Annotated in this window: 20 protein-coding genes and 1 pseudogene; 11 read left to right on the top strand and 10 right to left on the bottom strand. The window is 68.6% G+C overall.

The genetic code is table 11. The annotated features are described in order from the left end of the window. Positions 1-150: 150 nt before the first annotated feature. The 3 genes from V6U86_RS19870 to V6U86_RS19860 all read left to right on the top strand — a co-directional run bounded on the left by V6U86_RS19870 (position 151) and on the right by V6U86_RS19860 (position 3,060). A complete protein-coding gene (locus V6U86_RS19870) occupies positions 151-1,491 on the top strand; it encodes a helix-turn-helix domain-containing protein (RefSeq protein WP_334505349.1) in 1,341 nt (446 codons plus the stop codon). 378 nt (positions 1,492-1,869) lie between these two features. Then, positions 1,870-2,043 carry a hypothetical protein gene (locus V6U86_RS19865; protein ID WP_334505348.1) on the top strand — a complete coding sequence of 58 codons (174 nt, stop codon included), beginning with the start codon at positions 1,870-1,872 and terminating at the stop codon, positions 2,041-2,043. A gap of 198 nt (positions 2,044-2,241) precedes the next feature. Next, complete coding sequence (locus V6U86_RS19860; protein ID WP_334505347.1) at positions 2,242-3,060, top strand: hypothetical protein; 819 nt, start codon at positions 2,242-2,244, stop codon at positions 3,058-3,060. Between the two features lie 98 nt (positions 3,061-3,158). On the opposite strand, the gene V6U86_RS19855 is transcribed toward V6U86_RS19860, so the two are convergent. After that, positions 3,159-4,649: a hypothetical protein gene (locus tag V6U86_RS19855; RefSeq protein WP_334505346.1), complete on the bottom strand. Its 1,491-nt coding sequence runs from the start codon at positions 4,647-4,649 to the stop codon at positions 3,159-3,161. On the opposite strand from V6U86_RS19855, the gene V6U86_RS19850 reads away from it, so the two are divergent. Continuing rightward, the gene (locus V6U86_RS19850) at positions 4,650-4,919 is read left to right on the top strand and encodes a hypothetical protein (RefSeq protein WP_334505345.1); all 270 of its coding nucleotides are present in this window, start codon (positions 4,650-4,652) and stop codon (positions 4,917-4,919) included. A gap of 282 nt (positions 4,920-5,201) precedes the next feature. Here the strand turns inward: V6U86_RS19850 and V6U86_RS33420 are convergent, their stop codons facing one another. The 9 genes from V6U86_RS33420 to V6U86_RS19810 form a co-directional block, all read right to left on the bottom strand. Continuing rightward, positions 5,202-5,582, bottom strand: coding sequence for a TSCPD domain-containing protein (locus V6U86_RS33420; RefSeq protein WP_442934979.1), 381 nt, complete (start codon positions 5,580-5,582; stop codon positions 5,202-5,204). A 144-nt stretch (positions 5,583-5,726) separates the two neighbouring features. Beyond that, positions 5,727-6,032, bottom strand: coding sequence for a hypothetical protein (locus tag V6U86_RS19845; RefSeq protein WP_334505344.1), 306 nt, complete (start codon positions 6,030-6,032; stop codon positions 5,727-5,729). Between the two features lie 35 nt (positions 6,033-6,067). Then, positions 6,068-7,057, bottom strand: coding sequence for an MFS transporter (locus tag V6U86_RS19840; protein WP_334505343.1), 990 nt, complete (start codon positions 7,055-7,057; stop codon positions 6,068-6,070). Next, positions 7,054-7,923, bottom strand: a complete 870-nt coding sequence (locus tag V6U86_RS19835; RefSeq protein ID WP_334505342.1) for a phosphotransferase — start codon at positions 7,921-7,923, stop codon at positions 7,054-7,056. The genes V6U86_RS19840 and V6U86_RS19835 overlap by 4 nt, the downstream gene beginning before the upstream one ends. A gap of 38 nt (positions 7,924-7,961) precedes the next feature. Next, entirely contained in the window at positions 7,962-8,507 is a 546-nt protein-coding gene (locus tag V6U86_RS19830; protein ID WP_334505341.1) for a kinase, read from the bottom strand. Beyond that, positions 8,504-9,745 (bottom strand): methyltransferase, FxLD system, encoded by a 1,242-nt coding sequence (gene fxlM / locus V6U86_RS19825; protein ID WP_334505340.1) that lies wholly within the window; start codon positions 9,743-9,745, stop codon positions 8,504-8,506. Before fxlM ends, V6U86_RS19830 begins: the two co-directional genes overlap by 4 nt. Before the next feature lie 88 nt (positions 9,746-9,833). Then, on the bottom strand, positions 9,834-10,253 hold the full coding sequence (locus V6U86_RS19820; RefSeq protein ID WP_334505339.1) for an NUDIX hydrolase: 420 nt from the start codon (positions 10,251-10,253) through the stop codon (positions 9,834-9,836). 206 nt (positions 10,254-10,459) lie between these two features. Continuing rightward, positions 10,460-10,963, bottom strand: coding sequence for a topology modulation protein (locus tag V6U86_RS19815; RefSeq protein WP_334505338.1), 504 nt, complete (start codon positions 10,961-10,963; stop codon positions 10,460-10,462). 231 nt (positions 10,964-11,194) lie between these two features. Beyond that, complete coding sequence (locus V6U86_RS19810; protein ID WP_334505337.1) at positions 11,195-12,607, bottom strand: hypothetical protein; 1,413 nt, start codon at positions 12,605-12,607, stop codon at positions 11,195-11,197. 259 nt (positions 12,608-12,866) lie between these two features. On the opposite strand from V6U86_RS19810, the gene V6U86_RS19805 reads away from it, so the two are divergent. From V6U86_RS19805 to V6U86_RS19775, 7 genes and pseudogenes are all read left to right on the top strand, one after another. Then, entirely contained in the window at positions 12,867-14,465 is a 1,599-nt protein-coding gene (locus V6U86_RS19805; RefSeq protein WP_334505336.1) for a glycoside hydrolase family 3 N-terminal domain-containing protein, read from the top strand. After that, complete coding sequence (locus tag V6U86_RS19800) at positions 14,459-15,514, top strand: Ldh family oxidoreductase (protein ID WP_334505335.1); 1,056 nt, start codon at positions 14,459-14,461, stop codon at positions 15,512-15,514. The genes V6U86_RS19805 and V6U86_RS19800 overlap by 7 nt, the downstream gene beginning before the upstream one ends. Next, complete coding sequence (locus V6U86_RS19795) at positions 15,511-17,100, top strand: hypothetical protein (RefSeq protein ID WP_334505334.1); 1,590 nt, start codon at positions 15,511-15,513, stop codon at positions 17,098-17,100. Before V6U86_RS19800 ends, V6U86_RS19795 begins: the two co-directional genes overlap by 4 nt. Then, entirely contained in the window at positions 17,097-19,226 is a 2,130-nt protein-coding gene (locus V6U86_RS19790) for a glycosyltransferase (protein ID WP_334505333.1), read from the top strand. The genes V6U86_RS19795 and V6U86_RS19790 overlap by 4 nt, the downstream gene beginning before the upstream one ends. 133 nt (positions 19,227-19,359) lie before the next feature. Then, a complete protein-coding gene (locus tag V6U86_RS19785; RefSeq protein ID WP_334505332.1) occupies positions 19,360-20,241 on the top strand; it encodes a sugar phosphate nucleotidyltransferase in 882 nt (293 codons plus the stop codon). A 305-nt stretch (positions 20,242-20,546) separates the two neighbouring features. After that, a pseudogene (locus V6U86_RS33415) lies at positions 20,547-21,260 on the top strand (helix-turn-helix domain-containing protein); the annotation flags it as partial. Between the two features lie 635 nt (positions 21,261-21,895). Beyond that, complete coding sequence (locus V6U86_RS19775; RefSeq protein WP_334505330.1) at positions 21,896-22,240, top strand: hypothetical protein; 345 nt, start codon at positions 21,896-21,898, stop codon at positions 22,238-22,240. The last annotated feature ends 45 nt before the right edge of the window (positions 22,241-22,285 follow it).

Raw genomic sequence — 22,285 nt, 5'->3', positions numbered from 1 at the left:
CCTCCATGTCTGCCTGGCCGGCCAGCCAGGTCTTCACTCAGCGTTGTCCATCAGGAACCCCTTGTGAACGGACTCGGTGTTGCGGCAACATCGGCGCTGATGGATAGGGAACCGTCGCGGAGTTCTGCTGAACACTCGGCAGTGCAATGCGTGTTCGGCCTCGCCCTGCGCCAACTTCGCACCGAAGCTGGCCTATCTCTGCGCGCCCTCGGCAAGGCTGCCCACTACGACTACACCCGCCTGTCCCGGGCTGAGCGCGGTGAACACCTCGTTGACCCCGGCGTCGTCAAGGCGCTCGACCTGGCGCTCAACAGCGGTGGGCTGCTCGCCCGACTTCACTCCCTGGCCCCGCCCGAGACTCCGCGGAATCAAGCGGCGGGCCGAACGTCCAGAGCCACCGTTCGGTCCGGCTCCGGCGATACGGTGAAGCTGGAGTTGAGGACGGCCGATGGAAGGATCGTGCAGGTGGCGTTGACGCGACGCGAGTTCTCCCAGCTTCTGGCAACCGGCGCGCTGCGAGCGGTGCTTCCCGCCGGCGTGACCGACCTCGACCAGGCCGACCGGGTACGCCGGGTCCTCGACAGCCCGCGGCGGCTTGACCCGCAGGTGCTGGCCTACTTCCGGCGCCTGCTCTCCGAGCACTACACCGCGGACAAGATGCTGGGGCCTCGCCAGCTCCTCGGGCCGGTTGTGGCGCAGCTCGACGTCCTCGACATGCTGCGCCGGAACGTTGCGCCTGGCGCCGCCCAGCCGGTGCTGCGGCTGCTGACCCAGTACGCGGAGTTCGCCGGTTGGCTCTACCAGGACAGCGGTGACCTGGCCGCTGCGATGAGCTGGTCCGACCGTGCGTCGCAATGGGCCCAGGCGGCAGGTGACGACGAGATGGTGGCCTATATGCTGGTCCGAAAGAGCAACATCGCCACCCTTGACAATGACCCGACTGCGGTCGTTGCGCTGGCTACCGCCGCCCAGCAGGTTCGCGGCGACGTCAGCCCGAAGCTGGTCGCGTTGGCCAGTCAGCAGGAGGCCCGCGGCTGGGCGCAGCTCGGCGAGGTCGACCGATTCCGCGCCTGCCTCGACGCCGCGGCCGGAAAGCTCAGGGATCACCCGGGCGAGGTGCACCCGGACGCGCCGGTCTACCTGCGCGCCTACGACCTGAGCACGCTGGAGGAGCAGAGCGCCAGCGCGTATCGCAGCGCCGGTGACCTTGTGACGGCTGAGGCGATCCTGGAGCGCAAGATTGGGCAGACGCCGGGTCACCTCGCGCGGGATCACGCGCATCTGCGGGCCAAGTTGGCCAACGTCGTCGCCGCCAAGATGGATCCGGACCCGGAACGGGCCGCAGACCTGGGGATCACCTGCCTCGAAATGTGCCGACAGTCGGGCTCGGCGAGGATCGCCGGCGAGCTGCGGGTGCTGGACCGGACATTAGCGCGGCGCTGGCCCGCCCTGCCCGCTGCGCGTGCGCTTCACGAAGCGCTAGCGGCCTGACGCCGGGCTAGTCCGCGAAACGAACTAGCCCCTGCGCGGCAGGTGGATGCCGGCATGCGGCAACAGAAACTGCACGAGGCTGGGACGAAGAAGTCCCCGCGGACGCGGCCTCTCGGCCTAGCGCCCGCGCCTCGCCCGCGACTCGCGTAGTCTGGTGGGCATTGATGGGACCGGCATTCCTCAGCCGGTGTGTGACGGTGTGAACCTCCGGTTGATTCCGCCGGACGCCTCACTCGCGGTGACCAGCATGGGCAGCCCGCCGAAGCGGGCCTGGCACCGACGTAGCCCACGGGATCGTTTGCCCGGCCGCGCCATGCGGTCCGGGTGCGCGTCGCCCCAGGCGTAACCGAGGGCACGAGCCGACGGAGGAGAACCGTCATGGCCCGATCTCAGCCGATGGACCACGAGTCCGCCGACCGCATCAGCGCGGCCGCCGACCGCGATCCCGACTCGCCGACCGCGACCAGCGGGTTTGACGACCGGGCGCAGGAGGCGGCCGACCGCAATGATGCGCAAGACCCGGACGACTACGACGACTACGACATCGATTAGTTCCGTATCAGGTGGTGTCCCGCCGCTGGGTGCGGCGGGACACCTCGGTTCCGCGCTGGTGGGGCGATGGAAGCGTGTAGCCAGCCCCAAGCGGGAAGCGTGCGGCTCGGTGATGACGGTGGTGGGTGCTGTGTGCGGGAGCGACGGCGATACGGACGGGGCGTTAGGGCAGCTGCGGCCTGCTGGCACGCTGAGGCTATGGACAGGCAGCCCCTCGGGAACTACGCGCAGCTACTCGGATCGACCCCACACCCCTGGAACTCTGGAACCGTCGTGCACGGCTCGGGCGTGCTCGACGATCTGGTGGCGGGGTTGGCACGACACGGCAGTACAGACTGGTCGACCGAGTATTGGCGGCGTTTGGAGCCCGGCGCGGCCGCGATCGGCTGTGTGCCGTGGCTGACCGACCACGCCGTGGCTGAAGCTCTCGCATCGTTCGATCAGTGCTGCGTCGTTGTGGACAAGCAACAGCCGGAGTATGCCGCGGTGCGGCGGCTGGCGACCGAGGGCAAGTCGTTGTCAAGCGCCTACCTCGACGGCTTCGAGGAGGTGGCGCTGCCCGACGAGAGAGGCAATCCACCCATCATTCACCCCTATAGCGGCCGGCTCGAACCCGTCGAACTGGGGCCAGTGCGCGTAGCCGGGTGGCGGCGGGCAGCCGATGGGACGACAAGGCCCATGCTTCACGCCAAGATGTTGGTTTTGGGCGTGACAACCTACTACGAGGACGACGAAACGTTCGCTGGCGACGTGTTGAAGTTCCATCCCAAGTCAACTTGGATGGGGTCAGCAAACTGGACTCAGGCAGCGCGCCGCCATATCGAGTTCGGTGTGTGGTCGAGCGACGTTGATCTCGTCCGGCACAACTACGAGTACTTGCTGTCGCTGCTGACGTTCAGCGAACCGCGAGGAGCTGCGACCATCGGACCCGAACCCGAGCTCGTGTCGGCCGTGTGGGACGACAACGCTTTTCGTGAGTACTTCGCCGAGCACCGCGATCAGTACGAAGGCGAGTAGCAGGACTGGGTCCAGCACGCGTCGGCCTGCGGCGATGGGCGAGCCCACTGGCTCGGTTGATGACGTTCGGACGCCGATGCTCTGTTGGATGAAGGTCATCACCGCAGTGGTGTCTGGCGCTTCTCCCAGGCCCTGTTCAAGAGTGCCTCGATGGCCTGGTCGGCCTGGGCATCGTCAATGCGAACGACGCGGCGGTAAGCATCACCTAAGTGACTGCCGAAGGTGTCGGCCCAGGCCGCGCACTCGACAGACAGAATGAAGATCATCGCGGTCAGGGCGTGGGTGCGGCCGGTGTACTGTGCTTGCTCGACGTCATCGGTGATCTGGATGGCGACGAGCGCGTTGCGGGCGATGTTCCAGTTGGTCTTCGTCGACCCATGCGCGAACTCGCCTAGTGCGCGGTTCAATAGATTCAACCGCCGCCACCCGGCTCCCTCGATCCAATCGCGTGGGGTGGAGTTCGGGTTGGCTTCGGTTTTGCGAGCTCGTTCCGGTCGTAGTCGCCAGGTCCGCGCGCGGGCTACCTGTTCGATGACGGAACGCAGGCAGCCCATGCCGCGGTTGTCGTCTTCTAGCCACAGCCACTGTGCGGATCGCAGACCCGAGGCGCAGACCGCCAAGGCGTCGGCGGGGGAGAGCTTGTCGGAGTCCTGGCGGAGCCAGTTGGCCAAGACCGCCGCCATCTCGCCAGCGAGCACGGCTTCGGCAACAGCGTTTTCCACGCCGTGTTCCTCGAACCGGTCGCCGAGCAGTGTCCGTTCCGACTGATAAGAGTGTTGGGCGGCGAGGAGCGCACGGAACCGGTGGGCACCGAAGCTAAAGACAGGCCACAGCTCTGGGGGTTCAGCTGGTTCGCGGCCTGCCTGCATCGCCGATATTACCCGCCGGTGAGCGGTGGCCATCGCGCCGAGCGGGCCCTCGACGCCCGGCTGTTGAATGAACATCGGCAGCAGCGGCCAGAGGAAGGTGCGAATGTCGGGCAGCCAGCTTCGAGCGGGCGCGACGAGCCGTATCCGGTTGACGATTTGCGTGAGGACCTCATAGCCCTTTTGTTCTGCGGCGGTCGCCATGCATGTGCGGATGTGGCTGAGGCTGACGATCAGGGCATCGCCGATGGTTTCCAGTATCTGCACGTGTTCGCTGGACGGCATGTCGGTGACGTCGGCGACATCGAGCCATACGAGCGGCATCAGCCGGCCACGCCCGTGTAGGAGTTCGCTGAGATCGGCGAACAGCTCACCAACCGGAGTCTCGACTCCGTCCGGCGGCCGGACACCGGGTTCGGCCCAGAGCCGGTTGAGCCAGGCGACGGTCGATTCGCCGGGCTGCTGATCGATGCCGCTGTTGAACTGCAGGTTCGACGACCACCGTTCCAACTGGGTACGGGCGACGATACTCGCGCCAACCGGCTGCAGGCAGAGCATGAGACGCACCGCGGTAATGACACTGTCCAGGCCCCAGGCCAGATGGTCCGGCCAGGTCGGGCCGGAGTGGAAGGGAGGACGTCCCAGCTCCGCTCCCAATTCCTCAGCGGCAAGTCCCAGGGGGAACTGGCTTGTGAGCAGCGGCAGGCCGATGCTCTGCATCATGTGTCCGGAGCGGACTATTCGCTGCATACGCTGGTTATGCCGAGCGATCAACGCTTCGGCGATGCCGTCGTGCCCATGGTCGCGGAGGGCGGCCTCGAACCCTGCCACGGTCAGTGGAACACGTTCCCCGCGTCGATCCGCACGCTGGCCGATCTTCGCCTGGGCACGCTGAGCCGCTCGGCGGGCCGTCCGCGCACGGATCCGCCGCCGCCCTACCCCCTGGCCTTCCACGCCGATTACTCCGCCGTTCCAAGTTCGCTACGCCACTGACGCACGTCTGACCATAGGTAACAGCCGGCGAGGCATCCAAGGCAATATTGCTGCCTCGGCCGCCCATCGATCGAGATCATCAATGACAGGGAGATGGTGCTGGCGGCCGGGGCGGCTTGGCATCGACCGTGCCCGTAGCGTTGGTTCCACATGAGGTCCCTGAGGACACCAGCGGCGACCCAAGCGTCCGGTAGGCCCGCGTTTCGCACAATGCGCAGCGCCCGCATCAGCGGCTGACTCGCGCCAACCAGACCGCGTAACTCGTCACCGCGCGTGCCGTACTCACTTCCAGCAGGTCCTGGTTGATCGAGGTCGGGTCAGCTGCGGGGGGTGCGGCACCCAGCTGGCTGTGGGCAGTTGTGGCTGCGTGCTGGTTCGGATATCTCCAGGCAGCTGCGCGGCGTCTGGGTGCGGTGGCGCGGTGTTGGTGTGCTGCTGGTGGAGGCGGTGTGCGAGGTAGTCGCTTAGTGAGGTCGCGTGCGGTACGTCCGGGTCGGCGGTGGCGCCGGAAAAGGTGTAGTGGGGGTGCCGTAGTGGAGCCACGATCTCGGACGGGGGTGCGCCTGCTTGCAGAACGGTGGTGATCGCCGTGGACAGCGCTTCGGTTAGGCCGGAGAGGGTGAAGCCGGTTGCCGACGCGTAGGTCGACGTGGGTGAGCTGATCGGACGAGGCGGTCGTGGTGAGGCGTCCCGTGGTGCCGTTCAGCACGAAGTTGGTCGTGGTGCCGGGGTGCTCGCCGCTGCGGGTTGTCATCGCTCACTTTGCGTTCTCCCTGGGTGTGGGGGCGGTGGCCGTGGCGGCGGTGGCTAGCGGGGTGCTTGCGCGACCGGTAGGCGACGTCCGCTGGGCGGGTTGGTGGCGGGGGTGTGAGGCGGGTTGTTCGGGGTTGTCTTCCATGGCAGGAACGCGGCGCTGGTGAGAGTGAGGGCGGCAATTGCCGTGAGGGCGGTGCGGGGGCCGGTGGCGGCGGCGAGGATGCCGGCGGCGGCCATGAAGACGGGCTGGGTGAGTTTGCTGGTGATGGACCACGCAATCAGGACGCGGGACAGACAGTGCTCGCTGGTGTGGTTCATGCGGTAGGCGGCGAAGGTGGGATTGAACGTACCGGCCATGAACAGCAGGAGTGTGTCGGCGAGGGTGATGATGATCAGGCCCGGTGTGCCGGGCGGGCGAGGGGGATGAATCCCATCCAGAGTGTGCGGGCGACGCCGGTGGTGAGCAGTACCCTGCGGAGGCCGTATCGGGTGGTGAAGGGACCGGCGGTGAGGGAGCCGAGGATGCCGCCGAGGCAGGGCAGTCCGAGGGCCAGGCCGTACTGCCAGGGCGCCAGGTAAAGGTCGCGGAGCATGAACACCGCGATGATGGGCGTGCTGGCCGTGATGGCGCCGCCGAAGATGACGGCGTTAATGATCAGGGCTCGCAGGCCCGCGTGGTGAAGGATATGTTGCCATCCTTCGATGGCTTCCCGGCCTCGGCTTGGGGTGGGTTGGCGCGTTGGTGGTGGCGGTTCGGGGCTGCGGAGGCGGCGGATCCCGAGCGCGGACATCAGGAAGCTCGCGGCGTCGACGGTGATGGACGCGGTAGCGCCGAGCCAGGACACGAGGACACCGCCGATGGGTGCGCCGAGGCTGTTCGCCGTCCACTGGGAGGTCTCGAATCGGCTGTTGGCGGTGACGCGTTGATCGGCGGTGACCAGGTGCTTCAGGTGTGCGCCGCTGGCGGCGTTGAACACGATGGTGCCGGCGGTCTGCACGACGGCGACGACGCACAGCTGCGCGTACGTCAGGGCGCCGAGCGCGGCGGTGATGGGGACGCTGGTCAGGGCCGCGCAGCGCAGCAGGTCGGCGCCGATCATCACGGGCCGTTTGCGCCGGAACTCCACCCAAGGCCCCAGGGGCAGGACGATGGCCGCCGAGGCGAGGCCGGAGATCACCGCGAGCAGGGAGATCTGGAGAGCCGATGAGTCCAGCAGCAGAATCGCGACCAGCGGCAGCGCGCCTGCTCCGACGGCCGATCCCAGTTGGCTGACCGAGTACGCGCCCCACAGGCGGTGAAAGTCTTGGCTCAGCGGGGGAGGTGCCGGTGAGCTGCCCGCGGGGCTGCGCTGGGCCGGCGTACCGGCGGTCGTCCGTTTCATGACCATCGCATCAGTGCCTGTACGTCGCAGCGTGCCTGGCTGAGTAGCTGTCGCAGGTACGCGAGCCGGGACGCGGTCGCGCCGGCTGCGGGCAGCACGGTGTGCAGGCGGATCTCTCGGCAGGTCAGCAAGAGCATGTTGACGCAGTAGGCAGTGGTGATGTCGGCGGTGTGTACGCGTTCGGCGATCGCGGTGGTGAGGGTCGGGCTGGCCGCGCCGCCGACGATGTGCAGCATTGCGAGGTCGTAGCCGGGTACGTAACTGCCGGTGTGCTCGAAGTCGATGAGGGCGCAGTGTTCGCCGTCGAGGAGCAGGTTCGCGGGGAGGGAGTCGCCGTGTGCGGTGACCCGATGCGGTCCGAGTTGGTCGACGAGGGTGTGGAGGGCATGTTGGTCGGCGTCGTCGAGGAGCCCGGCGGCGCGTTCGGCGTCGGTGCGGCCGTGGTAGTCGAACGGTTGCGACAGTGGCGGTGCTGGCGTCCAATCGGCGAAGGTGCCGAGGGTATCCAGGACCAGCTGCGCCGCGGCCGCGCTGACGTCGTAAGTGAGATGACGTTGGTCGTCCAGGCGCTGCCCAGGTAGCTGAGTCAGGACGGTCAGGTGAGCGTCGGCGTACAGGACCCGCGGCACGCGCACGGGCGGCGGACGATCGGCGAACACCTCGTACATGCCCAGCTCATGCTGGCGCCGGCCTACCCAGTACGGGTCATCGGTGGTCAACAGCTTCACGATCACCGGTCGGCCATCGCGGCGGCCGGTGGCGACGATGGCCTTGTCCGTGCGGTGCACCACCCGGCCGATGCCTACCCGTGCGGCAGCGGCACGGGCGATCAGCATCGCGAACACGTCGTCCGCCTGGGCCGCCACGAGACCCGCATGGTCTGGGGTTGTTCTCGGTGGTGCGGTCATGGGACGGCCGGGAACAGGTCGTCGTTGCGGCCGGTCAACGGCAGGCCGGCGGCGATGCGCTCGATCGCGTGTTCCAGGGTGGTGGTCTCGGGGAGGACGAGTTCGTCGGGCCAGCCGAGAAGGTCGCGCGGGGCGTACACGCCGAGCATGGTGTCGGCAGTGAACTCCTGCGCCTCGGGGCGGGTCTGGTGTCGGCGCAGAGTCTCCGGCCACGACACGTCGAGGTACACGAACAGAGTTCGGCCTCGGTGCGTGTCGCGCAGTTCGGTGAGCATGCTCCGGTACCGGGCGGCGTGCATGATCCCTTCCAGGATCACGTGGTAGCCGTTATCGAGGCAGAAGCGGACGTTCTGAGCGATGAGTGCGGGGGCGAGGCCACCTGGCTTGTCCCGTTCCCTGAGGAGGACGCGCCTAATGTGATCTTGTCCGACGAGGGCGCAGCCGCGGCCGTGCCGATACCGCAGCTCACGGGCGATGGTGCTCTTACCGGAGCCGGAGTTCCCCCGAATGCAGATCAGGATCGGCAACTCGGTGGTGCTCAATGGTGTGTCTCCGGCCAAGTGATCGCGGTCAGCGTATGGCGGCGCGGCACGAGCAGTCGCATCCGCTCAGTGTCGGGCAGTCGCGTGCCGGCCGGGTGCACGGTGATGTCCGGGCCGCCGCCGGCCCGGTACTGCTGATCCCACGCGACAGTCAGTTCCATCAGATCGCCGGTCAGTTTGGGGGCGTACGGACCGAAGCCGTGCCCGCCGAGCTGCCACGTCGTCGTGTCGTGGCGGTCCATGGTCAGATAGGCGAGGCTGTCACTTGTCAGCAGAGTGGGGCAGAAGAAACGATCCTGTGGATTCAGCAGGCCGGCGGTGCGGTCCCGATCGACTCTGAGCACGCCGTACGGGCGAGGTTGACTGGCCAGCCACAGGTGCAGGCTCTCGATGGTGTCCATGTTCGTTTCGTCCAGGGTCACCGTGGAGGCCACCTCAACCCGTGGCCCGTCAAGAGCGGCGCGCAGGGCCTCGGCGTTGGTGGCGGTGGTGTCGTCATCGAGGGTGAGAACGGCGTCGTCGCCGCGCAGCGGCACCCGGCGGGCCGGGTTCCGGCCGTGGCCTTGCATCGCGACGAAGCCGCACTGCAGGGACGCTGTCGCGGCCAGGTGGTCACCTGCGGAGTGCAGGGTGAGGCAGCGGGTGTTGCCGCGCATCCGCAAGGGCACCACCAGCCTGCCGGCTGGTGCGAGCTGGTCGGTCCATGCGGGTGGCAGGTCACTGGCCTCGACCGTGACCAGCACCGCGTCCCACAATCCGTCGGCCAGATGACCGTGCACACCGTCGGCGTGGACCACCTCGACCTGTGGGTAGCCGGCCCGTTCCAGCGCCTGTTGCGCGTGGGTGACGACTTGTGCGTCGATGTCGACGCTGACGACCGTGCCGGTCGGACCGACGACCTCGGCGATCAGCGCGGCGTTGTACCCGCCCGAGCCGATCTCTAGTACCCGGGCGCCGGGGGTCAGGCCGGCGGTTTCCACCATGTGCGCCTGCAACCACGGCGCGGAGATCGAACTGGTCGCCTTTCCGTCCGAGCCGCGTCGGGTGACGACAACATCATTCGCGTACGCGCTTTCAATGCTGGTACCGGTCGGAGCGAACAGGTGCCGCGGCACCGCGGTGAACGCCGCCGCCACCTCCGGTCGGGTGATCCAACCCTGACTGCGCAGCTGGTCGACCAGCCGCAGGCGAGCGTCCGCCGCCGTCATTGTCTTGGTCGTCCTGCTCCCAAGTGCCACGACATCTCCTCCTCGAACGAATATCAGGTGAGCAGCCGGCCACCCGCGACGAGCAGTGGCGGATCGGCGGGGGTGCGGCAGATCGAGATCAGGAGACTGGCACGCCGTCTTCGAGGTATCGGGTCGACAGATCGGCACGCGCCTGGAGGCATTCGTTGACGCGGCGGGCCAGCAGCGGTTGCAACCGCTGGCGCGTCTGCGGCGGGGTAGACCACGCCAACGGCTTCAACTCTGCTGGCGGCACGACGATCCGCTGGGCCTGAACCGCCTCCAGGACACCGCCGTCGAAGACGAGCATCACACCGTCGGTGCGACCAGTACGGGGCGATACCCAGTCCACGACGAGCAGCCGACCTGGCGTCAGGCTCACGCCGAGCTCTTCGCGGCACTCCCGCATCGCCGCCTGCCACGGCGACTCGCCGGCCTCGACACTGCCGCCGGGAATCTCCCAGTCGGTCTTGTACGCCGGCTCGACCAGCAGAACCCGATCCTGCGAATCGGTGATCAACAGTCATGCCGCCATCCGCTTGCACGGAAGACCAGCGGTGAATTCCGGGGGGTCGGAGGGCATACGGGCACCGTAGAACTCCCGGCAGCCGACACGCCCGCAGCGCCACGCACCAACAATGTCGGCACATCCCGACACCAACTCCAACACCCGCCACGCGCCTGGTCGGTGCTGCCGTTCTCTGTGCTCGCCATGGCGCCTTCAGGTCAGTGGGCGCCGAGACGTTGCAGGAATCGTTCGGTCTGCGTTCGGCTGGTGAGGGTCACGCACTGAGTGTGTTGTCCGTGCTCGCGGACGATGGTGGCGACGCGGGGTCTCATCGTCTTGCGGTAGCCGATGACGTATCGGATAAAGGAGAGGGTGATGCGGTCGTAGACGCCGTGAGGGTGTTGGCCGCCGCGGTAGCGCCAACGGCGCTGGAGGACGCCCCAGAGACACGTCCTGACGGGCAGGTCGAGGAAGATGACGGTATCGGCTCGCTTCGCCCGGATGTGCAGGGTGGATGCGTGGTTGCCGTCGATGATCCAACGGTCGGCGGTCACCATTTTGCGCTGGATGGCCGCGAACTCGTCCGTGGTCTTCTCTCGCCAGTTCTCGTCGTAGTAGATGGCGTCGAGGTTGATGACTGGAAGGTTGAGCAGAGCGGCGAGGCGGTTGGCCAGAACAGTCTTTCCGGCACCCCCGCAGCCAATGATGGCGATGCGCTTCACAGCCGGCGACGGTAGTGGCGGTGCCGGAGCGGCGGGTGGAGGCAGGCCGTTCATGTGGCGACGTAGCCGACGTGGGCGTCGAGGACGCGGTCGATCACCTGCAGAGGCGGAACAGGTCGAGCTGGTCGAGGCAGCCGCGCAGTAGGTCCGCGTGTCTGGCCGAGCCGGCGATGTTGCAGACCTCGGTGATCACGGTGGCGGTGTGATCGCCTCCGGTAACGTGCAGGGCGGTCAGTGTGCATGTGGTGTCTGCGGCAATTCACGCAGCTCACGGAGGATGTCGCGGACAGCGGGTGAGCGCGGTGCGGCGGGTGCGAGTTCGTCGTGAAGTCGGTGTAGTAGGGCGACGCTTCGGGCGGAGCTGACGGCGGGTAGACGGCCGAGAGCGAGGCGGGCTGTGCTGACAGCGAGGTCGAGGTCGCCGGCGGCGTTGTGCGCGAGGCTGAGCCAGGCGCCGTGGCGTAGTGCGGAGCGTTGCGGGGAGTCAGTCGGACTGGTGTGCGCGCGGGCGTCGAGCAGCCGTTGGGCCTGACGAAGGAGCGCTGGCCGTTGAATCGGGACCTGTTCGGCTAGTACGACGAGGCCTCGGCCGGTGATCGCGTCCAGTTCGACTCGATCGATGTATGACGCCCACGGGGGTAGCGGAGCGTCGGCGGCGGTGTCGAGGAGCGCGAGGGTGTTCTCGCGTGTGTGGAAGAAGCTGGTGAGGTCGCCGGCGACGGCGTGGGCGAGGGTGCTGCGGGCGGCTACCAGTGAGCGGACGGCGGGTGGGGCCTTTGTCGCCGATTCTTGAGCTGCTGAGGCGAGTTGCAGGGCGTCGAGGGCGTGGCCCTGGTCGGCGGCTTGGTTGGACATGAGGGCCAGGATGCTGGCGGCTAGGCCGGGATCGCGAGCGGCGTGCGCGGCGCGGAGAGCGGTGAGGTACCAGCGTTGGGCGAGGCCGTCCTCGTTGGCATCGAACGCCATGAACCCGGCGGTCTGGGCGAGTTGCGCTAGTGCGGCGGCTAGGCGGCGGCCGGCTTCCGCGTTGTAGGAAGCGCGGCGCAGGAGCCGGGCCAGGGCGGTGAACTGGTCACTGACGAAGCCGCGGGCGGCACCGCCCTGCTGATCGTCGAGCTTCTGTGCATGAGCGACGACGGTGTCGATCATGTCCAGCAGCGGTGGGGTGACCGGTCCGCCGTCTCCGGTAGCCGCGATCAGGTCTGGGGTTGGCTGGTGCAGCGCGGCCCACGCGGGGGCGGTGAGCGCGGCGCCGGTGACACCGATGACGGTGCGACGGGTCGGCACGGGTCCTCCTACGAGGCTGAGCAGTCCGTTGCTGTCCCAGGGTAATTCCATCGCGTGATTCGCCAGCAGCGCTGGATGCGAACGCGGGGCGGTTACCCCCCAGACATCCTCGAACATGAGGTCGATTCTGAGCCTGGCGGAGAGCACCTCGACGACGAGTTCGGGTATGTCACCGTGCGGCACAGCGCCGTCCGAGACCCATTTATACGGGGTTTTGGGGTGGACTCTGCGGGTGCTGCTGCGGGCCACCAGAGCCGAGTTGATTCGTCGGGCGAGGGCCTCGGGCCCCCATTGCGCCTCTCGGAGCAGGCCGGCCAGCCGTTGGTTGGTGCGAGATGTCGTGGGTTCGGCTTCCACGGTTGGATCCCCCTTCCGGGTGCCGGTAGTGCAGCCGCGGGCCTGACAGTAGCGGCCACGGTCAGCGGCGGGGAGCGAAGCGCACCAACCGCACCAGGTTCCGAGCGAGCGGCACCGATGGCACCGCATCGATGCCTGCCCCAGGCGCTCGGAACCGACAAAGGTCGATGTGTGGGCAGGGTCAGGGCCTCGATTGTCACTCCGGGCTCCCTGCAGCTGATGCCTACCAGTCGACCTGCGGTCGCAAGGGAGAGCTGCCATGCCACGTCCGTTTCCCGGCCAGCCGGTGGGAGTCGATCCCGTCCTTGCCGCTGACATTGATCTGCTGGTGCGTCCCGGCCGGATGTCCCTACGGCCTGACGACTGCGCTCAGTCACCGCGCGAGCAGGCCGCCAGTGAGCCGGGCCGGATCAGTAAAGCCATCGTCGCCGGCCCGGCGCGGTTGAGTCAGGTCACCCGGACGGCGAGCGAGAACTCAGCCGGTCGGCCGCCGCTGCTGCTGAGCGTGAATCAGGAGGGCGGCCGGCTGAACGCGCTGGACTGGCCCGGTGTGGCCCAGTTGCCAGGGAATCTGGCGCTTGGGGCAGCGGGGGACGAGGACCTAACCGAGCTGGCAGGGACGGCAATTGGCGAGCAGCTTCGGGCGGTGGGGTTGACCTGGAATTTGGCGCCTGTGTGCGACACCACGGGGTGGCCAGCGTCTGCTGCGGTTGGCGCTCGCTCCTTCGGCTCCGATCCTGAACGGGTTGGGCTGTTGGCGGCAGCGTTCGTGCGCGGATTGCAGCGGGCTGGCGTCGCGGCGACCGCCAAGCACTTTCCCGGTCTGGGCGGGGTTGGTGCGGACCCGCACCACGTCGCGCCGGTGGTCGACCGACTCGGTCCAGGTGCGCTGCTGCCGTTTCGAGCGGCGATTGACGCTCAGGTGGCGTGCGTGATGGTCGGCAGTCACACCGTCCTCGCCGTGGACAACAAGCCGGCGTTGGCATCGCCGCGCGTGCTTGACCTGTTGCGTTACGAGCTGGGCTTCGGCGGTGTGGTGGTGAGCGAGAACTTGTCGATTCCTGCGGTGCACGAGCCGCTGGGTGGCCTGGCCCGGGCGGCGGTCGCCGCGGTGGCCGCCGGGGTGGACATCGTGATGCTGGACTCGGAGGTTTCCCGGGGGCGTAGCTCATTGGCGGCGCGGATGGCGGCGGTCCGGCGGCGCGCGGAGGTGGTGCAGGCGCTGACAGCGGCGGTCGAGCAGGGCATGATCGACCGCCAGCGGATCGGCGAGGCAGTGGACCGTGTGCAGGCGTTGCACCAGCGGTACGGCCTGAACCCCGGCTCGGTCAGATCGGAGTGGTCGTCGGCGAACGCGGCGGCCTGGCGTGCGGCGGAACGGATCGCCGACCGTTCGGCGGCGGTGGTGCGCGGTAACCGGCTCCTTCCGCTGGACGTGCCGCCCGGTAAGGTGCTGGCCTTGGTGCGGGTCCCTGACGAGGGGCAGCGGCGTGCCGACAGTGCCCGCTACACGCCGGACTATCTACCCGCGCTGCTCGCCTCGCATCACCGTGTGGTGCAGGTGCCGGTCGGCGCTCCAGTGCCAACGGCCGGTCCGGTGATCGTGTACGGCTACGACACCCGCACCACAATCGCGGGTCCGAGCAGAGCTGTCCAGGAAGCCACCCGGCTGGTCGAGCGCGGGCGGACGGTAGTTCAGGTCGCGTTCGGTGATGTCGACGACCTGGCCGGTTCGCCCGCGCCGGTGTTGGTGGCCGCGTTCAGCCCGCACTGGGCCTGCGTCGCGGCGGTGGCCCGAATCCTGCTCGGCGACGGCCGCGCCCACGGTGTCGTACCCGTCTCCGGTGTGTCGTGGTGAGCCGGGTTCCGGCCGGCCAGCTCGCCAGTTACTTGCAGTGCCTGTATGAGGCCGCGGGAATGACCCGAGCCGGGGCGCGAGTGATGGCCGATACGCACGTCGAGGCTGACCTTCGCGGCATACCCGGCCACGGCAGCCGATTGGCCCCCGGCTACCTGGACAAGCTGCGCACCGGGCGCCTGAACTCGCGTCCCCTGATTCGGGTCGTGCAGGGCGAGGAAGCGGTCCTGGTCGTGGACGCCGATCTGGCGCCGGGACCGGTAGCCGCCCGCTTGGCGGTCGCCGCGGCGATGCTGCGTGCTCGGCGTTGTGGCATCGCCGCGGTGACCGTTCGTCGGGCCGGTCATGTCGGCGCGCTCGGCATTCCCGCCGCGCAGCTGGCTCGGCGTGGCCTGGTGGGCGTGGCCGCCGCGCAGGCGTCGGCGCGCAGCGTGGCCCTGCACGGCGGCAGTAGCGCGCCGGTCCTGGGCAGCAGCGCGCTGGCGGTCGCTGTTCCCGGTCCGGACCCTCGGCGCCCGGTGCTGGTGGACCTGGCCGCTGCCGCGATGTCCTGGGGCCGCCTTCACCAGCTGGCCCGCACGGGACAGGCGTTGCCCAACGGGTCCGCGCTCGACGCGAGCGGGCATTGGGTCCGCGATCCGAACCTCGCGGCGGCGCTGCTGCCCGTCGGCGAGCGCGGCCAAGCCCTGGCGATCGTCTTGGAACTGCTGGTCGGCGCGCTGACCGGGAGCACCCCCTTGCCGACAGGAGACGACGGCCGCGGGCTGCTCGTCGTGGCGGTCGACCCTCGCCGTCTCGCCGTCGCCGAGTCGCTAGCTACCGGCGTAGCCGCTGTCGCTCACGCGGTGCGCGAGCAGGGTGCCCGAATGCCGGGGGATCGCGCCTGGTCCCAGCGTGACCGGGCCCGCCAGGACGGCATCGCCCTCGACGCCGGCGACATGGCCGCGCTCATCGAGGCCGGTCGTCGCGTGAACGTCCGTGCTCCCCACGGATGGATCCAACCCGAACCCCTTGACGCCATCACGGGATCACAGAAGGAGCAGATGTGAGCAGTCCGACCAGCACACCGACCCTCGGCGGCCCACCGGCCGTCGGCCAACCGGCCCTCTACCGCGGTGCGGCCCGAGCCGAGGTCGCCCGTCGCCTGCAAGCCGTCCTCGACCTATCCGACCCCTACCCGGTCGTGAACGCGGCGCGCGAACTCGCCGCCGGGGCGCTGGAGCGTGCCCTGGCTGACGTCGTTGCGGGCCGGCTGCTGCACGAGCCCACCGGCCGCCGCATCCCGCTACAGGAACTACCCGCCCGCACGATCGCTGCGCTCACCCGCACCCATCACCTCGACGCGGACCAGAGCGACGCCCTGGGATTCGCGCTGCGGTGCGCCTTCGCGTGGCCCGGCGTCGTCGGCACCCCGGACGCCCCGTACGCGCTCAAGTCGGTGCTCCCTGCCGGATTCGCGCCGATCGCGACGGTCGAGCAGATCGCCGCGAGCCAGGCCACCGCCGGACCCGACGGGTTGAACACCAGCTACATGATCTCGCAGATGAAGGGCGGCATGTCCGCCGACTTCGGCATTGGCTGCCCCTTGATGTGCGCCTACTGCTACCGGCGCGAAGGCGCCACCGTCGACGGCTACCTCGGCTCCTGGGAGCCGACCGGGTTCCTCGAGCCCGAGGATGTCGTGGCGCGGCTGCTGTCGCACCCGTGGTTCACCGCGCACCACACGCCCATCGGCTTGCACATGTCCACCTCCGAGGCGTTCCTGCCGAAGCTGTGGCCGCGAACCTGGCGCGCGTTGAAGCTGCTCGACGAGCTCGGTCTGACCAACCGCGTCTCGTGCATCACGAAGTACACCCTCTCCGATGAGCAGATCGACTGCCTGGAGTCCCTCGTCCACGTCGACCTCGACGTCAACGTCTGCTACGCCGCGATGCCCGAGTCAATCGAGCCGCCCAACCGTGGACGCCGGCTGCGGTTCCTGCGCCGCATCCTGCACTCTCAGAAGATCAACGTGCTGGCGTACTACCGGCCGATCGCCGAAGGGCTCAACACCACCGACGCTCACCTGCGTCACGTCTGGCAGACCTTCAGGGACGCCGACGCCCGCACCGTGGTCCTCGGCGGGCTGAAGTTCGCCGACGATCACGTCCACTCCTTCATGTCCTACGGGCTGCCCCTGCCGGCAGGGTCCTTCACCCCCGGCAAGAAGCTGCTCACCGCCGGCACCGAAGCGCGGATCATGGCCGCCTTCGACGAGGTGTACGCCGACGTCGCCCCCGACTGGCGCCCCGCGGTCCTGAAACGATCCTCGTGCGGTCGAGCGGTGGAACGCGGCAGCCACATCCCCGACTACAACGGCCACTACGACCAGCCCACCACCAACTGCCGCCTGCGCTGCCCCGCCGCCCAGCACGAGGTGTGCGCGTCAGCCCAGCCGCCGGACGAGGAAACAGTCCGGCACCTCCTGGCACGCATCGGCAGGCCCGACGCCCGCGTCGACATCACCGGCACCACCACCGTCGTGCACGCCTCGCTGAGCCCGTTCGAACGAACGTTCCTGCGCCAGAACCTGCTCTTCCCGGTGCACACCGCCCGGCAGGCCGCCGAACTCGTCGCCGGAAGGATCACCCGATGACCACCGCCGCACGCCCCACGCCTAAGCGGATCTTCCTGCCCCTGGCCGAGTCCCCGTTGCTCAGCCACCACGGCGACGAGGACGTCGACCTCGCCGTGCTCCTGGCCACGACCGCCGACCCCGAACCCGCGACCGTGCGGGCGCTGCTGTCGATCACCGCTTTGCCAGCCGCCGATCGGATCGCCCGCGCGCTCGACGAGCGAACGGACCTACCCCTCACCTCCCTCGCGCTACTCGTGGCGCACCGGCCCGACGCTAAGCAGGCGACCGGTGCCCTGCGCGGCAGACTCTTCCCCGACAGCACCTCACCCGGTGCATGTCATCGATTCGCCCGCACCATGGCAACGCTCGTCCACCAGCCCGCATCGGTCGACGATGCCTACCTTGACAGTGAACGATTCCGCGCATCCGCCGCCGCAGCCGACCCGGCTGTCCTGGAACAGCTACTGGCGCCGATCCTGGACGGGGGCACCCTGACCGGTCCCGCCCAGACCGGGCTGCTCGCCCTGGTCGACGCCCGCGCCGGCCGCGTCCCAACGGCCCCCCTCGATTTGGCGGGCGCGACCGCTCTCGACCGCGACCGCCACAAGCAGGTGCGCGCCGCGCTTCTCGCACGGCGCGAACAGACGATCCGTGACCTCGCCGACCACACCGCCGGACTGACACTGGCCGCCGAGCTGTGGTTTGACTCGCTCACGGCCACCGCCGACACCCCCGCGCAAGCCAGCCAAGCCCTCGCCCTGGCCGAGAACGCCGCCAACAGCCTCGCCTCTGCAGAAGACCCGGCCTGCGCCTGGCCCGCCGTCCGTCGCCGTTGGCAGCACGTCACCGCCGCCGCAAGCGCCGGCGAAGCCCAGCCGGGCGGCTGGGAGCAGGCGTGGCAGGCAGCCGAGTTCACCGACGAGGGCGCTCGATGGGACGACACCCAACGCGCCCTCGTGGCCGGCTACGACCTGCTCGCCAACCACGTTCGCAGCACCTGGGGATCACCCGACACCCCGCCCACCCCCGACCACTACTGGGCCGCCGACCCCACCGGCCGCGCGCTGCTGCACCTGGTCGCCGACCACCTCACCGGCCACCAGACACACAGCCCTCTCCCGCACTACACCGACCAACTCCTCATCGCCTTCGCGCGTGGGCTCGCCAAGAACCGCCACGACAAGATCCCCGCGGACCTCCACCTGCACGGCCTGATCGCCGCCATCAAGGCCGCCCGGTCCAAAGCCGCCCTCCTGGCCCGGCCGGTCCCCGCCGACCTCGGCATCGTCGTGCCGATGCGCGCCGAAGCCCACCGCCTCACCGCCACACACTGCGACGACGCGCTCACCGTCAAGGTCGCCCAACTGGGCTGGCTCCTGCAAGCCTGCCCTGACGCCCACGCCGACCTCCTCCTGGTCGACGAGAGCACCGACGGCGCCTCCGCCCGCGCCGCCCGCGCGATCGACGTCGACCACCCGCAGATCCGCGTGACCGTCGCCCAACGCCCCGACGACACCAGCGCAAAAGGTGGCGCCGTGATCTGGGGCCTCACTGAACTCGCCGGCGCCGGCCGCACCATCCTCGCCTACACCGACCTGGACCTCACCTACCCCCTGGAGCAACTCGGTCTTCACGTCGCCGCCCTCGACGAACCCGGCGTCGGCGCCGTCATCGGATCCCGCCGCCGCCCCGACTCTCACGGCTACTACCCGCCCAGCGGCCCGACCCCCGCCACCTGGCTTTACCAGCGAGCTGTCCAGGATCTCCTGCAACTCGGTGCCACCGATCCGCAGGCCGGCTTCAAAGCCTTCCCGGCCACCGCCCTGCGCACCGCACTGCCCCTCACCGCCGACCACAGCTTGGCGTTCGACAGCGACCTGCTCGCCGCCGTCGCGCGTAGCGGACACACGGTGGCCGAGGTCGGCGTAGCCGCCCTTCACCAGTACGTCGAAGGTCACCGGAGCACCCCGCACGACTACGACACCATGCTCAACGGCGTCCACCGGCAGGCCCTGCGCCACGGCCTCGACCCCGACACCCGCCGGACCCCGACGTGGGACCGCATCTGTCAGGCTGGCTCCCTGGCCGCAGCCGCCGCCGAACCCACGACCACCACCATGCTCAAGGCACCCGCCTTACGCTGACGAATCCTCGCGGGCCGCCGGCGCCGACACGCCGGCGGCCCGCACCCGTGCGCGCCTTCCCCATGTGCCCCGAATCGGACCAGTGCGATGCGTAAACTGGCACGGATCCGCCCGGCTCACTGTCGCCTTAACCTTGACGGCCGGTGCAACCCAACCGAAAGGTAAGCGCGTGAGGGCCGTCATCGCTGTCGCCGGCATGGGCAGCCGCTTCTTCCCCATCGGCAAAACCATCAACAAGTGCATGCTGCCGATCCTCAACCAACCAGTCGTCGCCTACGCAGTCGCTGACTGCGTCGCCGCAGGCGCCCGCGAGATCGCGATCGTCACCGCCCCCGGCGAGATCGGCCGCCAGGTGCGTCATTACTTCACTGAAGACCACGACCTGAAGGACTACTTCACCGCACGCGGCTGGCAGGACAAATACAGGCCCCTCGCCGAGCTGCACAGCCAAGCCGACTTCACGTTCATCGAACAACCACGCGATGACCGGTACGGCACCGCGCTGCCCGCCATGGTCGCCGCTGACTTCATCGCCGGCGACGACTTCCTCCTCGTCGCTGGCGACGACCTCCTCCTCCGTGAAGACGGCGGATCGGACCTGGCCGACCTGGCCGCTGCCCGGGCCGCCGCCGGAGTACCGGCCGCACTCGCCGCCGCCACGGTGCCCGGCGCCGAGGCCCACCGCTACGGCATCCTGGCTCCGCGAGTAGCCGACGGTCACCAACTACTCGATCAGCTGCTGGAGAAGCCGACCACCTACGGCGACCTGACCGCCTACATCAACATCAGTCGCACTCTGCTACCCGCCGACGCGATGGCCTACTTCCAGAAGCTGACCCCAGCGCCGAACGGCGAGTACCAGGCCACCGACGCCGTCATCGCTTTCGCCCGCGACAACGACGTACTGATCCACCCCGTCACCGGCGAGTACCACGATTGCGGCAATCCCGCCGGCTGGTTGGCGGCCAACAACGCTGCAGCCCAAGCTATCGTGGCCTCTGGGCCTCGCGCATGATCACGAATGCCGGCAGGGTAAGAGGCTGGTCGGTCGACACGCCCGCAGCGCCCTGTGTAGATAATGTCGGCATATGCCGACATCAAACTCCGACAAAACCTCGACATGTGGCCCTGCCGCAGGCTGCCGCCGCTCTCGATAATGGGCATCTGACGATTTTGCACGGTCTCTCAGCGATCAACGGTTGTACCGGTGCATGCTGAGATGCTCGTATGCTTCGCCGGACCGCGAGATTGTCACAGGCGACACTGATGGTCTCCACGGACCATGGCCACAGTGTCTGCAGTCGACCGGAGGTAGCAGCGATGGCTGACAGCGACGAGATCAAGGCTGCCCGCCGCGCACTCGGCCGCCGACTCGCTCAATTGCGTAGGGCTGGCAATCTTACCCAGCACGACTTGGCGCGGCTCGTGCAATACGGCCGCAGTTCCGTGGCGAGCACCGAGACTGGCCACCAGCACCCGGACCGTGCTTTCTGGGCGCGCTGCGACATCGTCCTGCAAACCGGTGACGCGCTCGTCAGTGAGTACGACCGCATCACCGAGCTGGACCGCCAACGACGACGGTCAGCGGCGATCCAGGCGGTCAGGAGCACGTCAGTGCCGGTGACGCCCGACGCTGGCCGCGAAGTCCCTGCAGCGAACGGCGGTGCTGTCTTCTGGGAGCGCGAGGACACCATCAACGCCCGCCGTCTGGCACTGAAGTCTTCCGTCGATGACAACATTCGTCTCGCATATCTGGAACGCGAGGTCCGGCAGGCGATCGCCGACAACGAGCGCCTCACCCCGGTTATCCTCATGGCGCGCATGCGACCGCTTCGGTCCTACGTCGACCAGCTCATGGCAGGCCGGCAGCACCCACCGCAACGCGCCCGGCTCTACGCCGTCGCCGCTCACCTGTCTGGCCTTCTCGGCGCACTCGCCCTTGACCTCGGCGCATTCGGTGCGGCGCACGCGTACGCCGCCGAAGCGTTCGACCTCGCCGAGGCTGCCGAGCAGCCCGACGCGCAAGCCTGGGCACGGGCCACGCAGAGCCTGATCGCCTTCTACGCCGGTGACTACCATGACGCGCTGGCCTACGCCCAGGACGGCCTGCGCCGTGGCGGCGCCAGCGCGCAGCGTATCCGCCTCACGATCAACGGTCAGGCGAGGGCACTCGCCCGCCTCGGCGATCGGTACGGCGTCGACCGCGCCGTCGATTACGCGTTCACCATGCTGTCCGACTACCCGGCCGGCTCGTCGGTCAGCGCTAGTCTCGCCCTCGGCCCGTACTGCGCGGCTAGGACCGCGGCCAATGCGGCGACCGCCTACCTGGCGCTCGGGCGTACCGCAGGCGTCACCAACCATCTCACCACCGCGATCACCGCGTTCGACACCGCAGGATTGGCTGGCCCGCGTGCACTCAGCCGCCTCGACCTGGCCACCGCACACCTGCACGCCGACAACCCCGACCCCGAGGAAGCAGGCGCACTGGCGGCGGAGGCCCTCACTCTCACCGCGGACCAGCGTTTCGAATCGGTCCACCAGCGCGCCCGTCAGTTCCTCGCTGCCGCCCACCCCTTCGCTCGCCACCCACAGCTACGGCACGTTGCCGACCTGCTCGTCGACCGCACACAGGTCGCTGCCACCGGACAGGCCGCTCTACCATCGCTGTCATGAGCAGCCGGGAACTGGCCAGCCTGCACGAGCGCTGGACCGCCTACCAGGCCCTGCCCGAACTCACCAACCACTGGTACTGGCGCCCGGGCTGGCGGGCCGACCGCCAGTTCTACACCTGGCACCTCACGTTTGAACATCAACCGGAACTCGATCACCTCGTCACCGCCGTGCAGAGCCAACTCACTCTGCCCGGACTGGACCTGGTGCCGCTCGACGGGCTCCACCTGACCATGCAAGGTCTCGGCTTCACCGACGAGGTCACCAACAGCGACCTCGAAGCAATCGTCACCGAAACCCGGCGACGCTGCGCCGGCATGTCGCCTCTAAGGGACGTCTCGTAACCCCGGTGTCTGTCTGCTAAGGATGATCATCGAGGATGCCTGGGT

The sequence above is a fragment of the Micromonospora sp. CPCC 205558 genome, assembly GCF_036902955.1.
Taxonomy (GTDB): domain Bacteria; phylum Actinomycetota; class Actinomycetes; order Mycobacteriales; family Micromonosporaceae; genus Micromonospora.
This window is presented reverse-complemented; position numbering and strand designations above follow the sequence as displayed.